Annotated in this window: 9 protein-coding genes; 7 read left to right on the top strand and 2 right to left on the bottom strand. The window is 34.6% G+C overall.

The window, feature by feature from the left end:
- Window positions 1-11: 11 nt before the first annotated feature.
- Entirely contained in the window at window positions 12-2,003 is a 1,992-nt protein-coding gene (locus LPC23_RS02110; protein ID WP_229330711.1) for a transglycosylase domain-containing protein, read from the bottom strand.
- Window positions 2,004-2,064: 61 nt separating this feature from the next.
- Window positions 2,065-2,628, bottom strand: a complete 564-nt coding sequence (locus tag LPC23_RS02105; protein WP_229330709.1) for a 5-formyltetrahydrofolate cyclo-ligase — start codon at window positions 2,626-2,628, stop codon at window positions 2,065-2,067.
- A 262-nt stretch (window positions 2,629-2,890) separates the two neighbouring features.
- Between LPC23_RS02105 and uvrC the strand changes: the two genes are divergently transcribed.
- The 7 genes from uvrC to LPC23_RS02070 all read left to right on the top strand — a co-directional run bounded on the left by uvrC (window position 2,891) and on the right by LPC23_RS02070 (window position 15,646).
- Window positions 2,891-4,684, top strand: coding sequence for an excinuclease ABC subunit UvrC (gene uvrC, locus LPC23_RS02100; RefSeq protein WP_229330707.1), 1,794 nt, complete (start codon window positions 2,891-2,893; stop codon window positions 4,682-4,684).
- 5 nt (window positions 4,685-4,689) lie between these two features.
- On the top strand, window positions 4,690-7,020 hold the full coding sequence (locus LPC23_RS02095) for a patatin-like phospholipase family protein (protein WP_229330705.1): 2,331 nt from the start codon (window positions 4,690-4,692) through the stop codon (window positions 7,018-7,020).
- Between the two features lie 390 nt (window positions 7,021-7,410).
- The gene (locus LPC23_RS02090) at window positions 7,411-8,181 is read left to right on the top strand and encodes a DUF3108 domain-containing protein (RefSeq protein WP_229330703.1); all 771 of its coding nucleotides are present in this window, start codon (window positions 7,411-7,413) and stop codon (window positions 8,179-8,181) included.
- Entirely contained in the window at window positions 8,178-9,122 is a 945-nt protein-coding gene (locus LPC23_RS02085; RefSeq protein WP_229330700.1) for a tryptophan 2,3-dioxygenase family protein, read from the top strand. The genes LPC23_RS02090 and LPC23_RS02085 overlap by 4 nt, the downstream gene beginning before the upstream one ends.
- Before the next feature lie 3 nt (window positions 9,123-9,125).
- Complete coding sequence (locus LPC23_RS02080) at window positions 9,126-10,355, top strand: M23 family metallopeptidase (protein ID WP_229330698.1); 1,230 nt, start codon at window positions 9,126-9,128, stop codon at window positions 10,353-10,355.
- 102 nt (window positions 10,356-10,457) lie between these two features.
- Window positions 10,458-12,101, top strand: a complete 1,644-nt coding sequence (gene pgi / locus LPC23_RS02075) for a glucose-6-phosphate isomerase (RefSeq protein ID WP_229330696.1) — start codon at window positions 10,458-10,460, stop codon at window positions 12,099-12,101.
- Window positions 12,102-12,340: 239 nt separating this feature from the next.
- Window positions 12,341-15,646: a TonB-dependent receptor gene (locus tag LPC23_RS02070; protein WP_229330694.1), complete on the top strand. Its 3,306-nt coding sequence runs from the start codon at window positions 12,341-12,343 to the stop codon at window positions 15,644-15,646.
- Window positions 15,647-15,653 lie beyond the last annotated feature (7 nt).

Below are 15,653 nucleotides of genomic sequence, written 5' to 3'. Positions count from 1 at the left end.
CGTATATTTACTTATTCCTCATCCGTTTTCAAAAACTCAAAATCAAAGTCTTCTTTTGGAGGAATAGAATCGATAGCGATACCAGTGGTATCTTGCGCTTTGCGAATCGTTAAAAACGAACGCGCATTTCCGGAAAGCGAAACGCTATAAGGGTTGATACTATCACTACTAGTTAAAATACCGCGGCGCAACATCAAATTACTCAAATACCGTTGGTTTTTCAAAGCAAACCCTTTCAGATTTCCTTGATCGTCAAACTGATACATGAATTTCTTTGGACTAGGAATAATAGTAGCCAAGTACAAACATTCGTTAAAGGTTAAATCAGCAGGATTTTTTTGGAAATAAAAGCGACTCGCCTCGCCAATTCCGTATACGTCTGGACCCCATTCAATAATATTGAAATAGACTTCAAGCATTCGCTCTTTGCTTACAATTCGGTTATTTTCCAAAATGTAAACCAACAGGATTTCCTCCAATTTTCGAGATAATGTTTTCTCACGAGTCAAGAACACATTTTTGATCAACTGCATACTAATCGTACTGCCTCCTCGAGAGAATTTCCGCGTCTTAATATTTTTGATAATCGATTGTTTGAATGCCTCCGTTATAAATCCGCGGTGTCTAAAGAAAGAAGGGTCTTCGGTGGTTAAAACGCATTTTTTTAAGTACGGAGAAATTTGATTCAGAGGTGTGTAATCAGGATTTGAAGTCCCGACAAAAACAGGTCGCTGACGTACATTTTTAATAATGGCACGGTACTCAAATTCGCCATTCATTTTACTTAAATTGGCTTGACCAAAACGGTAAATACGTAAATTTTCTTTATTCAATTTACTATCAAAAACAATAGTTTCAGGTTTGTTTTTATTGAACATAAAGTCCAGTTTATAATCAAAATTTCCACTGGCCAGCATGCCTTGTACATTAGTAAATAAACCATCAGGAAGTGAACTAATAAAATCTTGTGCAGGCATTTTCGCGATGCGAATGTTCATTTTATAAATAGTATCTTCTTCTGTTTCGTAGGCCAAATAAGGTTGAATTTTTATTTTGTTCAATTGAACAGATGAACTACTATCCACCGAAATAAAATCTTCGCCAAGCAGCAAACGATAATCAAATCGGGCATTGCGAATAATTACATCTTTGCTTGCAATTTTAGGATGATTGACTTTTAAATTGGCAATCGAAGAGTATCCATCAATATGGAATTCATCCCCATCACTTTCTATATTTTCAACGTTTAAACGAATAGAATCAAAACTAGAAATTAGATTAAAACGCTCATCAAAATAAGGCGCTTTTATTGGTCCGCCATCCATATTGAAAAATTGAATATCGGCTGTGCGGTCTCTTGGATCAGCTTCTCCGGCAATGCGCCAACGTTGTGCAAAAGTGTTGGTCTTTACATAAATGACACTTTCCAAATCGCCACCATCCAAAACTAATTTCTTGATGTCAATAGTGGCTTTTTTCCCGTTGTCGTCTAATTTGAAAACCAGATTTTTGATATCCATATCCGAAGGAACCAAATTCAACAAGCGAAAAATGATTCGTTTAGCTAAAGCGGCATAATCTCTTTTTTCAGTGCTAACTTCTTGAGTTTTGTTCTTTTTCAAAAAAGCATCAAAGTTGCGAACATTGCCTTTTTTTATTAATTGAACCAAACCATTTTGGATTTCCAAAGTACCTAATTGCACATCGCCAATAAGCAAATGCCAAAAACTTATGCTAGTTTTCATTTTTTGGATTCGGAATAAAGTGTCGGCATTTTTGGGAGCTAAAACCACATCGGTTAGATTCACAGCTGAAATTCCGTCAAAAGTGGCTGTTTTTATAGTAAACTTACTATCGAAATCTCGTTCCATTTTCACGGCAACTTTTTCTAAAGTAATTTTTAAAATTTCGTCTCTGAAATAATAAAATGTAGCTAAACTGGAAGCGAATAAAACTAAAAGAACTCCTAGAGTAATTGCTATTTTCTTCTTGTTGAATCTCATATAAATGTCAAATAATTGAAGTGGTAAAGAAAGTAAAAAAAAGCGAATTTTTCGGGTGAAATTAAAAGCGGTAGCAATTCTTTGGAGTGATACAAAAATCCAAACGAATGTCTTTTTCAAAAACGTCAGTTATGGCGTTCTCGGCTTCAAAAAAGGAAAGTCCAATTTTGATAGTTTCGGGTAGGCATTCTGCTAAAAATTGATCGTAAAAACCTTTTCCGTAGCCCACCCGATTTCCTTTAGTGTCGAAAGCTAACAGTGGCAAAAAAACGACTTGAATTTTAGATGATGGTACTTCAATTCCGTCTACAGGTTCTGGGATATTATATTCGTTTTTCTTTATTTTGGTATTGTCCGTTAATAGAAAATGGGTCATTTTTCGAGTTGTAAAATCGGATTTTGAAATCACAATTTCTTTGTCTTTTCCAGAAAGCAAGTGGAGTAAGAATTCGGTGTTGACTTCTTTTTGTTCTTCAATGGGTAAAAAAACATGGAAATAGGTTGTATCCCAAATGTCAAGTGCCAATACGCCATTGGCAATAGCCAAACTCATTTCTTCGATTTCTACTTCTGAAAGATTTTTGCGAAGCGCTTTGTATTGGGTGCGTAATTTGGTTTTATTCATTATCTATTTTTTCACCACATAGAGACATAGAATTAATTGTTTTTAAAGAACAAGATAGACGTTTCACTTTTCACAAAGTAACTATGAGGAAAATAAAATTATTTCTATCATTTTCTTTTCTTACAAAAACGGGCTATGCTTCTATGTGGTTTATTTTAAAGATTAAAAGTACTATTAATTATTACGCTGCAAAAGAAAACAACTGATTTTGATTTGCAAAGATGTTATTTGTAAATTTGAAAACAATTCGAGCCAATACAAAATGACGCCACCAAGCATTGCTTTACAAATACAAACCCTACCGGACAATCCGGGTGTCTACCAATACTACGATAAGGACGGAAAAATTTTGTATGTGGGCAAAGCCAAAAATCTAAAAAAAAGGGTTTCGTCTTATTTTAATAAAATTCACGACACGGCAAAAACCAACGTTTTAGTCAAGAAAATTGTAACCATAAAACACATCGTTGTTCCTACCGAAACCGATGCACTTTTGCTGGAAAATAATTTAATTAAAACCTTGCAACCGCGATACAATGTCTTGTTGCGAGATGACAAAAGTTACCCTTGGTTGTGCATTAAAAAAGAACCTTTTTCTCGTATTTTTTCCACTCGGCGAATGGTCAAAGACGGTTCGGAATATTTTGGACCTTATACTAGTTTCAAGACCGTACATACCATTTTGGATTTGATTAAAGAATTGTATCCGTTGCGCACTTGTAATTACGATTTGAGTGCCAATAATATTGAAAGCGGCAAGTTCAAAGTCTGTTTGGAATACCATATTGGTAATTGTAAAGGACCTTGTGAAGGCTACGAAACGATTGCCGAATACCAGAAACAAGTCGATGCGATTCGCGAAATTCTCAAAGGTAATTTCAAAGAAAGCATGAAAGACTTCAAACGCTTGATGGTTGAACTAGCTCAAGAAATGCGTTTTGAAGAAGCCCAAAAAATTAAAGAAAAAATAGAAATTCTCGAAAATTACCAATCGCGTTCTACGATTATCAATCCGAAAATTACCAATATTGATGTGTTTTCGATTGTTTCTGACGAAAGTGCTGCCTATGTCAACTTTTTGCAAATTTCTCACGGTTCAATAATTCGTTCCCACACGATGGAAATCAAAAAGAAATTGGAAGAAACCGACGAAGAATTGTTGGAATTAGCCATTGTCGAATTGCGAGAGCGTTTCCAGTTGTTGTCCAAAGAAGTCATTGTTCCTTTTGAAGTTGATTTGGGAGAAAATATTAAAATTACCGTTCCTCAATTGGGCGACAAAAAACAAATATTAGATTTATCTATTCGTAACGCCAAGTTCTACCGAATTGAGCAGTTGAAACAATTGCAAATTGTTGATCCCGACCGCCACGTGAACCGAATTATGGCACAGATGCAAAAAGATTTGCGTCTGCCTGTAGAGCCACGCCACATTGAATGTTTTGATAACTCCAATATTCAGGGAACGAATCCTGTTTCGGCTTGTGTGGTTTTCAAAGACGGCAAACCAAGCAAGAAAGACTACCGCCATTTCAACATTAAAACAGTCGAAGGACCGAATGACTTTGCTTCTATGGAAGAGGTGGTCTACAGAAGGTATAAGCGCCTTTTGGACGAAAACCAACCTTTGCCACAGCTAATTATTATTGATGGTGGAAAAGGGCAATTGTCTTCGGCTTTGAAAAGTATTGACGACTTAGGTTTGCGAGGAAAAATAACTATTATTGGAATTGCAAAACGCTTGGAAGAGTTGTTTTATCCCGGCGATTCTATTCCGCTTTACCTCGATAAAAAGTCAGAAACGCTCAAAGTCATTCAGCAATTGCGCAACGAAGCGCACCGTTTTGGGATAACCCATCACCGTGACAAACGTAGCAAAGCAGCCCTCAATTCGTCTATGGAATCCATTCCGGGTATTGGCGAAAAGACCATGACGACACTAATTCAGCACTTTAAAAGTGTTAAAAGACTGAAATTAGCCACCGAAAAAGAAATTTCTGAGGTGGTTGGATTATCAAAAGCCAAAAAAATTACCGACTTTTACACTACCAAATAATTTTTATGAGCCTATCCCAGCTGTCCGTTCCAAGTCCTCTTTCAAAACCCTTTTTTTCTAAGGAAAAAAAAGGAGCTTCTTTTGTCGCTCTTTTTTTTCAAGAAAAAATAGGCTTTGTTCATTCGGGGCTTTCCTCTTCCATCTGGGGCTTAGTAGTTGCGGTAGTATTCGTCTGTAGTTTTCAAAACAGCTTTGCACAAGAGCAAAAACGACCAAAAATAGGATTAGTACTGAGCGGGGGTGGTGCCAAAGGATTTGCTCATATTGGCGTTCTAAAAGTAATTGAGGAGGCGGGAGTCAAAATTGATTATATTGGCGGAACCAGTATGGGTGCCGTAATTGGGGGCTTGTATGCTTCTGGTTACAATGCTACCCAAATCGACTCTATTTTTCAATCCACTAATTTCGATGAGTTATTAAACGATTACATACCCAGATCATCCAAGAGTTTTTACGAAAAAAGAAACGACGATTTATATGCAATAGTGTTGCCGTTTAATCAATTTAAAGTTGGAATTCCTACAGCCTTGTCCAAGGGATTATACAACTATAATTTATTGAGCAGGATTACTCGTAACGTAAGACATATTAAAGATTTTAATAATTTACCCACGCCCTTTATATGTATCGCTACTAATATTGAAACAGGTAAGCAAGTGCTGCTTAACAAAGGAAATCTCCCTCACGCTATGTTGGCAAGTGCCGCATTTCCTTCCCTTTTCTCGCCGGTAGAAATTAATGGAGAGTTATTGGTTGATGGCGGTGTCGTAAATAATTATCCTATTGAAGAAGTAAGAAATCTTGGAGCAGATATTGTTATTGGAGTCGATGTCCAAGATGATTTATGGGACAAATCGCAGTTAAAAAACGCTACAAAAATTTTAGTTCAAATTACTAATTTGCATTCGATAGAGAAAATGAAAAGCAAAATTCTAGATACGGATGTATATGTAAATCCTGACATTAAGAATTTTGGAGTCATTTCATTTGATAAGGGGAAAGAAATTATTAGAAGAGGAGAAGAGGCCGCTTTTTCTGTTTATGAAAAAATAAAGGCTTTGGCAGACCCAAATTCAACGTATAAAAAGCCCAAATTAAAAATTGAGCAAGAGCGATTGGATCTTATTCATGTAAAGAGTAATCCTTTGAGTCGTTTTACAGATGATTACATATTAGGTAAATTAAAATTTAAACCAGGTCAGCGGTTTGATTATTCAGTTTTGCAATCAGGAATCAACACGATACATGCGTCGGAGAATTTCAATGCAATCAGTTACTCTTTTGAAAAAGATGACAAAGGAGAAAGTCTTCACTTGAATTTAATTGAAAACCCTACGAAAACCTATTTGAAATTAGGATTGCATTATGACGACTTGTTTAAAAGTGGGGTTTTACTAAATATTACCAATAAAAACACTTTTTTTAAGAATGATTTGGCCTCCATTGACCTAGTTTTAGGAGATAATTTTAGGTACAATTTGGATTACTATATTGACAATGGATTCAATTTTAGCTTTGGCTTTAATTCGCAATTGAACCAATTCAACAAAAATATTTCACCAAATATCACAGAACGCTTGTTGAATCCTAATGGTTATAATACAATAAATGTTGATTTTTTAGATTTAACTACGCAGGCGTATTTACAAAAAGGATTAGCGCAAAGTTTTTTGGTTGGAGCAGGTGTTGAGTTAAAGTATTTACACATTAATTCTCCAACCTTATCCAATATTTATATAGATAAAAGTAGTTATTGGAGTGCTTTTGGGCATTTGAAATTCGACTCTTTTGACAAGAAAATTTTCCCAACCAGAGGTTGGTATTTAACAGCCGATTTTCAATCTTACCTATTTTCATCCGACTACAATAATAATTTTAAACCTTTTTCTATTGTAAAAGCCAATTTTGAAAGAGCCGTTAAATTGAGCAATAAAGTAGCTGTAAAATTTCAAGGGGACGCAGGTTTGCCAATAGGAAATGAAGGAATTTCATTCTTTAATTTTGTTTTAGGAGGTTATGGATTTAATAACATCAATAATTTTAAACCTTTTTATGGGTATGATTTTTTAAGCATTGCTGCTAATAGCTATATTAAGTTAGCTAGTACAATTGATGTTGAATTTTACAGAAAAAACCACTTTAATTTTTCTGCCAATTATGCCAATCTAGGAAAGAATTTATTTCAATCAACAGATTGGATTTCGCTACCTAAATATTCAGGCTATGCAGTAGGTTATGGATTAGAAACCATAATTGGTCCAATCGAAGTAAAATATTCATGGTCTCCTGAAAATTCGAGAGGATTTACATGGTTTAGTGTCGGTTTTTGGTTTTAAATGATGTTTTTTCGCAAAAAAAGCCTCTTTTTCATGTTAATTTTTGAATAATTTTCATCGAAACAGCAGATTATAATTATTATATTCATTAAAAAAGGCAATTATTTTTTCACAAAATAAAAAAATAAGTGTTTTCAAACTTTAAATTGATAAAACTTCTGTTAAAATAAAATTTAACCAAAATAATATAGTAGACATAATTTAAATTTGTATCAGAAAAAACCGAAGGGGTGGTTTCCTTTGCGTTTTTTATATAAATTTCATAATTTATAGTTTTTTGGTTAGTTAATAGCACAAAAACTCAGTCAATATTTGACTGGGTTTTTTTGTTTTGATACATTTGATATTTATAATCATTTTTTAGGCTAATTATTAACCTGTAACTTCACTATGAGAAAAGCAATTCTTTGCTTACTACTATTGACCACATTTGGTTTTGACAATCCAAAAGAAAGTGCCTTTGGTGTTGGTGAATGGTTTAAATTCCGAATTCATTATGGTTTTGTAAATGCAGGTTATGCAACATTAGAAGTTAAAGAAGCCGTGCTTCATAACGAAAAAGTGTTTCATCTTATTGGCAAAGGACAAACTACTGGAATTTCTCGTTTTTTTTTCAAAGTAGACGATTTGTATGAAAGTTATATTGATGAAAAGACCTATGTTCCCTATCAATTTTTAAGAAAAATTAATGAAGGCGGCTACACTAAAAATCAAGAAGGTTTTTTTACGCCTCAGCAAAATAAGATTATTGTAAAAGACTACAAACACAAAACAGAGAAAACTTTTGCGATACCAAAAAACACTCAAGATATTTTATCAGCGTTTTATTATTTGCGAAATTTTGCTACCATAGATGACATAAAGCCAGGAGAATACATTGCAATTGATATGTTTTTTGATGAAGAAACTACAAAGTTTAAGTTAAAATTTATTGGTCGAGAAAATATTAAAACTAAATTTGGCACCGTTGCTTCCATGATTTTTAAACCCTATGTTTTTTCAGGTAGAGTTTTCAAAGAACAGGAAAGCGTTACAGTTTGGATTTCAGATGACGATAATAAAATTCCTTTGCGAATTCAAGCTAATTTAGTTGTAGGTTCAATAAAAGCAGATTTAGAATCCTACAAAGGCTTACGATTCCCATTAAAAAAACGAACATGACATTAGATAAAAATAAATCGGAAACAGTATTAGATGCTATTGATTCAAAGTACCAAGCACTACATCAAAAAACCGAAACGCATCTTGAAGGATTACTTTGGTCAAAGCCAATGACCTATTGGGATTATATCCAAACAGATGCATTGTTGAGTTTACAAACGCAACGCACCACACTCCCTGACGAAATGGTTTTTATCATGTATCATCAGGTGAATGAATTGATTTTTAAGATGATTTTGTGGGAGATGCGCCAAATTTCCTATTCAGAAAATATAACCACCGCTTTTTTTACAGAACGGTTACAGCGCATTAGTCGTTATTTTGAAATGTTAACTACTTCCTTTCAAATTATGGAAAACGGAATGGAAGTGGAACAATATATGAAGTTTAGGAATACACTAACTCCAGCAAGTGGTTTTCAAAGTGCGCAATACCGACTCATTGAGTTTTGCTCAACGGATTTAATCAACTTAATTGATTATCGATTTAGAGCTTCAATTGACAGATCGACTTCGTATGAATATGCATTTGAGCATTTGTATTGGCAAGCAGCTGGAAAAGATTATACTACCGGGAAAAAGTCATTCCTTTTAGAAGAATTTGAACGAAAATACAAGCCCGTATTTTTGAGTCATATGCAAGAATACAACACTATTAATATTTGGCAAAAATTCCAACAACTTCCTTTAGAAGATCAAAAAAATAAAGCTTTGATTGATGCTATGCGCCATCTAGACCATACTGTTAACATCACTTGGGTAATGCAACATTTAAATGTAGCTATTAAATACATTGACAATAGCGGCATAGGCGATGGAGCGGCAACGGGTGGAAGCGATTGGAAAAAATACATGCATCCAAAATACCAACGAAGAATCTTTTTTCCTGAATTATGGTCGGCTGAGGAATTGTCTAATTGGGGTGAATCTGAAAAAATGTAGTGTATGACAATCAAAAAAACCACATTTTTTCTTTCTTTTTTCCTACTTGTACTAGTGTTTTCTTGTGATAAAAAACAAGAGAGTACTGAGGATGTGCAGGAACAAAAGAAAATTAAAAAAAGTGAGTTTGGTTTTGTGTATTCCGAATTCAATGTGGTTCATGATACGATTAAAAACGGAGATACATTTGGGAGCATCATTGAAAAGCAAAATATTGGCAATAAAAAAGTGTACGATATTATTGCAAAAGTTAAAGACACCTTTGATGTCCGAATTATGCGCTACAATAAGCCGTATGTGCTACTTCGATCTAAACACAAAAAAAATAAATTACAAGTTTTTATTTACCAACCTGACGCAGTAAATTACTACGTGGTAGACCTGCGTGACTCATCAGTTGTGGCGTATAAAAAAACGAAACCAATTACAATTAAAAGGAGAACCATTGGAGGGGTGTTAAAAAGTTCGCTGTCTGAAACTCTTCAAAGTGCCAAAGTAGAAGGGTCTTTAGCCAGTAAAATAACAAAAATATACGCCTGGTCTATTGATTTTTTCAAATTAAAAAAAGGCGACCGTTTTGCGCTCACTTTTACCGAAAGGTATATTAACGATTCCATTTATGATGGAGTAGATAGTTTGCAAGCCGCTTTTTTTGAATACAAAGGCAAGATTGTGTATGCTTTTCCTTTTGCAACTTCTTCATCAGGGAAAATAGAATATTATGATGATGAAGGTAAAACACTGAAAAATTTCTTTCTGAAAACTCCAATCAAGTTTAGCCGAATTACCTCACGATACAGTTCCAATCGATTGCATCCTGTTCAAGGAATTTGGAAAGCTCATAAAGGAACGGATTATGCAGCACCACACGGAACACCAATAACGACAACCGCCGCAGGAATTGTCGAGCAAACTGGATATACCACAGGAAACGGAAATTTTGTAAAAGTGAAACACAACGGCACTTTCTCTACACAATACTTACATATGTCTAAAATTTTAGTTCGTAGGGGTCAATATGTAACTCAAGGGCAAATTATAGGCAAAGTGGGAAGTACGGGACTAGCTACTGGTCCTCATGTTTGTTATCGATTCTGGAAAAATGGCGTTCAAGTAGATGCACTGCGATTAAAATTACCTACAGGTGAGTCTATGGTAGGCGCTTCTAAAACACGCTTCCTGAAACAAATCGAACCGCTCAAAAGAGAATTGGATAGCGTGGCCAATTTATAAATCACACTTTTGAACTGAAAAATGTGATAGGATTTGAGTACAAGTTGTATTCAAACTAATTTCAGTATTTTTGCTCCGAAAATAAAAACAATTACCTAAACAATGGCTTTACAAACAATCAACCCAACTCAAACTGCTGCTTGGGCAAAATTGCAACAACATTATAATGCAATCGCATCGACTACAATGCAAGAATTATTCCAATTAGATGATTCACGTGTAGCTAAATTCAACTTGAAGTGGAATGATTTTCTTTTGGATTATTCCAAAAATAGAATTAATGAAGAAACAATGTCTTTGTTATTGGAATTAGCCAATCAAGTTGGTCTTAAAGAAGCGATAACTGCTTATTTTGGAGGAGAGTTGATCAATCAAACAGAGAATAGAGCGGTACTTCATACGGCTTTGCGCGCCAAAGAATCGGCAGTAATTAAGGTTGATGGTCAAAACGTAATGCCTGAGGTCTATGCGGTTAAGAATAAAATCAAAACCTTTACCAATGAGGTTGTTTCAGGTCAGCGAAAAGGATTTACAGGCAAAGCGTTTACAGATATTGTTAATATTGGTATTGGGGGTTCTGATTTAGGCCCTGCAATGGCAGTAGAGGCCTTACAGTTTTATAAAAATCATTTGAATGTTCATTTTGTTTCCAACGTGGATGGAGATCATGTAAATGAAATCATCAAAAAAATAAATCCAGAAACCACTTTATTTGTCATAGTTTCTAAAACGTTTACGACTCAAGAAACCTTAACTAATTCAGAAACCATTAAAGAATGGTTTTTGAAATCAGCCAAACAAGAAGATGTAGCCAAACATTTCGTAGCGGTTTCTACTAATTTAGATAAAGTAACAGGATTCGGAATTAATCCAGACAATGTTTTTCCAATGTGGGAGTGGGTTGGTGGTCGTTTTTCATTGTGGAGTGCGGTAGGCCTTTCTATTAGTTTAGCTATCGGATTTGAAAACTACAATGCCTTATTAAGTGGTGCTAATGAAATGGATGAACATTTCAAGACAACTGATTTTGATCAAAATATTCCTGTAACCCTAGCTTTATTGAGCGTTTGGTACAATAATTTCTTTGGCGCTGAAAGCGAAGCATTGATTCCGTACACGCAGTATTTACAAAAATTAGCGCCTTATTTACAACAAGGAACAATGGAAAGTAATGGTAAAAGTGTGGGTCGCGATGGTGAACCGGTTAATTATCAAACTGGAACTATTATTTGGGGAGAGCCCGGAACCAACTCGCAACACGCCTTTTTTCAATTGATTCACCAAGGTACAAAAGTAATCCCGGCTGATTTTATTGGATTTGTGAAACCATTATATGGAGACGATAATCACCATGATAAATTGATGTCGAACTTTTTTGCACAGACAGAAGCCTTGTTGCATGGCAAAACCGAAGCTCAAGTGCAAGCTGAATTTGACAAACAAGGTTTGTCTCCTGAAAAAGCATCGACATTGTTACCTTTCAAAGTATTTGAAGGAAATAAACCAACGAATACTTTATTAATTCAAAAATTAACGCCGCAGTCGTTAGGTTCTCTAATTGCGATGTACGAACATAAAATATTTGTACAAGGAATCATTTGGAATATCTTTAGTTTTGACCAATGGGGAGTAGAGTTAGGAAAACAATTAGCGAATTCTATTCTGGATGAAATCAATAGTAAAACAATAAATAACCACGATAGTTCTACATCATTTCTTTTGAATCATTTTTTGAAAAACAAGTAAACTATATTTTTTAGATTATAAAAGCGATTGGAATCTTCCGATCGCTTTTTTGTTATAGAGCAGATTTCTATCTTCTTGTTTTTGCTTAAGTTATATAAAACTGAAAAATTTGCACTCATCAATCGCACTAAAATCAATAATTGTTCAAAAAAACTCGAAATTGTTTATTTTTTTTAACGTTGTCTTAACGTATAAAGCTAAAAATGTCATAATTTTGCCAAAAATTAAATAAACAAAAAATGAAAAAAATTACATTATTTATTGTTTTTTTCCTGTCCCTTGTTGGGTATGCTCAGGTTACTAGTTCGTCAATAACTGGTACGGTTAAGAGTAATTCGGGAGAAAAGTTGCCAGGTGTAACTGTTCAAGCGGTTCACACGCCAACTGGGACGAAGTATTATGGTGAAACTAATGCTAATGGAGGGTACAGTATACCTTCGGTTAGACCAGGTGGACCATACACAGTTAGGGTTTCTTACCCAAGTTACAAGACTTCAGAAATTACTGAAGTTAATGCTACGCTGGGAAATTCAGCTAACGTTAATTTTGTATTAGTTGAAGAAGTAAATGCTTTGAAAGAAGTAGTTGTAACTAAGACAAATGCTAGCGGATTGTTTTCTAAAGGAAAAACAGGTGCTTCTCAAACGTTTAATAATCGTCAGTTGAATGCTGTACCAGTTATTGGATCACGTTCAATTAACTCGATTACTAAGTACAACGCAAACGCGGGAAGCAATGGTTCTTTTGGAGGTCAAGATTCTCGTTTTAACAACTTTACAATTGACGGATCTGTCTTCAATAATGGATTTGGATTAGGAAGTGATGCTCAAGCTGGAGGAAGAACAGGTTCTACTGCAATTTCTTTGGATGCAATTGATCAATTACAGGTTAATATAGCACCTTTTGACGTTCGTCAATCTGGATTTACAGGATCAGGAATTAACGCAGTTACACGTAGTGGAACAAACGAAATTGAAGGATCTGTATACAATTCATTTAGAAATGATAATAAAACTTTCTTAGGGCGTGATGCTGGACCAGTAACTATTGTTCCTGGAAAGTTTGAAGAAAATATAATTGGTGCAAGAATAGGTGCTCCGATAATCAAAGACAAATTATTTATATTTGCTAACTTTGAAACAATCGAGAGAACTCAACCAGCTACTACTTGGACATCTACTGGGTCTCCAAATGGAGGCGCACAAGTTTCTTTGCCTACTTATGCTCAAATGAAAGATTTGTCTGATTTCATGAAAAATACATTTGATTATGAAACTGGGCCATGGGAAAATTTTGATGCTGTAAGTAAATCAACTAAGTTTTTAACTAGATTGGATTGGAATATTAATGACAATCATAAAATGTCTTTGCGTTATGTACAACATGATTCATTCTCTGATATTTTAATGTCAAACTCTGCTTCTCTAGGTTTAGGCAACAGAACAGCACGTGCAGAGGCAATGGCTTTCCAAAATAGTGGTTATTTACAAAATGACAATACTCAATCTGTAGTATTAGAATTTAATAGTAAGCTATCTAAAAAATGGAGCAATAGTTTCATTGGAGGATATGATTACCAAAATGAAGATAGAGGTTTAATTGGCGGAGGCCTTTTCCCAACTATTGATATTAGAAACGGATCTTCTTCGGCTCCTACATTGGTTTCTTTAGGTTTAGATCCATTTACAAATGCAAATAGATTGGATTATTCTACTTTGCACTTCACTAATAACGTAACAGGAAACTTGGGAAAACACACTGTTGTTCTTGGAGGTAATTTTGAGCGTTTTATTTCTAATAACATGTTCTTTCCAGGTTCAAATGGAGTTTATGTTTTTAATTCTATAGATGATTTTAAAGCTGCGGCATCTCAATCTGCTGCTAATGGAGATGCTCCTTCAACACTTTTGCCAGGTCGTTTCCAATTTAGATATTCTGCATTACCAGGTAATGCTGAGCCTTTGCAAGTATTGAAGTACAATAAATTCGATTTATATGCGCAAGATGAGTACAAACCATACGATAATTTAAGATTAACATTTGGTATTAGAGCAACTGCTGTTTCTTTTGCAGATACAGCATTAGAAAACCCATTAGTTAACACTTTAACATTCGCTAACGGTCAAAAATTCAACACTGGTAATATGCCAGATACTCAAATTTTATTTGAGCCAAGATTTGGATTTAATTACGATCTTTATGATGATGCTACCACTCAATTCCGTGGAGGAACAGGTATTTTCACAGGCCGTCCACCTGCAGTATTTTTATCAAATGCTGTTGGGAACAATGGAGTTTTAACTGGCTTTATTGATGCTAGTGGATCTGCATTAACTGCTGGAAGATATGGTTTTACACCAAATCCACAACAGTACTTTACACCTGCTGTTGCTACTTTGCCAACTCAAATTGAGTTAGCTTTGACAGAAAGAAATTTCAAATTCCCTCAAACATGGAAAACCAATTTTGCAATTGATAAGAAATTGCCATTTGGTTTAGTTGCAACCGTTGAAGGTATTTTTAGTAAAAATATCAATGCTATTAATTATTACAATGCTAACTTAGACAAACCTGTTGGAACTTTCTCAGGACCAGATAACAGACCAAGATATGCTGGTAATGACAATGGAGTAAGAATTAATGATAATGTATCTAGTGCAGTAGTTTTAGAAAACACTAATGAAGGGTATTTTTATTCTACTACATTTAAGTTAGAGTACCCATATTCTAACGGATTCTGGGGATCTGTTGCCTATACAAGATCTAGAGCTACTGATTTGATGTCAGCTGGTTCAATTGCAGCCGGATCATGGACTGGAGCTAGATCAGTGAATGGTAACAATGATTTAATGTTATCAAATTCAAATAACAATACGCCTAATAGATTAGTTGGTATTTTAGGTTATAAAATCAACTATGGTGATAAATATGGTGGGTCTACTTCTTTTAACTTAGGTTATATTGGAGAACAAACAGGAGCTTTTACGTATTCTTACGGAGGTGATATGAATGGAGATAGAGTTAGTTTTAACGACTTAATGTATGTTCCTTTGAATGCTAATCAAATTCGTTTTGAACCTTTGAGAGTAGTTAGTAATGGTGTAACTACAACTTATACTGAAGCACAACAGCAAGCTGCATTTGATGCATTCATTAATCAAGATTCTTATTTAAGAACTAAAAGAGGACAGTATGTAGATCGTAATGCAAGAGTATTGCCTATGTTGCATAGAGTTGATTTCTCTGTTACTCAAGATTTTTATATGAAAATAGCTGGAAAACAAAATAACTTTCAGTTCAGAGTTGATATCTTGAATTTTGGAAACTTATTGAATAAAGATTGGGGAGTAACACAAAGAGTTACTACTACAAATCCTTTGGCTTATAGATCTAATACTACAGGAAACGAACCTATTTTTCAATTGGCAACTCAAACAGAGGCTAATGGAACTAGAACTTTAATTAGAGATACTTTCCAAAGAAACGCAAGTGCATTTGATGTATGGACTGCACAGTTCACATTAAGATATATTTTCGGTAAATAATTTCTAA

Origin of the sequence: Flavobacterium ammonificans, assembly GCF_020885975.1 — a bacterium.
Classification (GTDB): Bacteria; Bacteroidota; Bacteroidia; order Flavobacteriales; family Flavobacteriaceae; genus Flavobacterium; species Flavobacterium ammonificans.
The sequence above is the reverse complement of the archived record's forward strand: the minus strand, read 5'-3'. Positions and strand labels throughout refer to the sequence as shown.

Bases quoted from the DNA above. Each gene is read 5' to 3' on its own strand.
- LPC23_RS02110 (WP_229330711.1), bottom strand. From the start codon at position 2,003: ATGAGATTCAACAAGAAGAAAATAGCAATTACTCTAGGAGTTCTTTTA.
- LPC23_RS02105 (WP_229330709.1), bottom strand. From the start codon at position 2,628: ATGAATAAAACCAAATTACGCACCCAATACAAAGCGCTTCGCAAAAAT.
- uvrC (WP_229330707.1), top strand. From the start codon at position 2,891: ATGACGCCACCAAGCATTGCTTTACAAATACAAACCCTACCGGACAAT.
- LPC23_RS02095 (WP_229330705.1), top strand. From the start codon at position 4,690: ATGAGCCTATCCCAGCTGTCCGTTCCAAGTCCTCTTTCAAAACCCTTT.
- LPC23_RS02090 (WP_229330703.1), top strand. From the start codon at position 7,411: ATGAGAAAAGCAATTCTTTGCTTACTACTATTGACCACATTTGGTTTT.
- LPC23_RS02085 (WP_229330700.1), top strand. From the start codon at position 8,178: ATGACATTAGATAAAAATAAATCGGAAACAGTATTAGATGCTATTGAT.
- LPC23_RS02080 (WP_229330698.1), top strand. From the start codon at position 9,126: ATGACAATCAAAAAAACCACATTTTTTCTTTCTTTTTTCCTACTTGTA.
- pgi (WP_229330696.1), top strand. From the start codon at position 10,458: ATGGCTTTACAAACAATCAACCCAACTCAAACTGCTGCTTGGGCAAAA.
- LPC23_RS02070 (WP_229330694.1), top strand. From the start codon at position 12,341: ATGAAAAAAATTACATTATTTATTGTTTTTTTCCTGTCCCTTGTTGGG.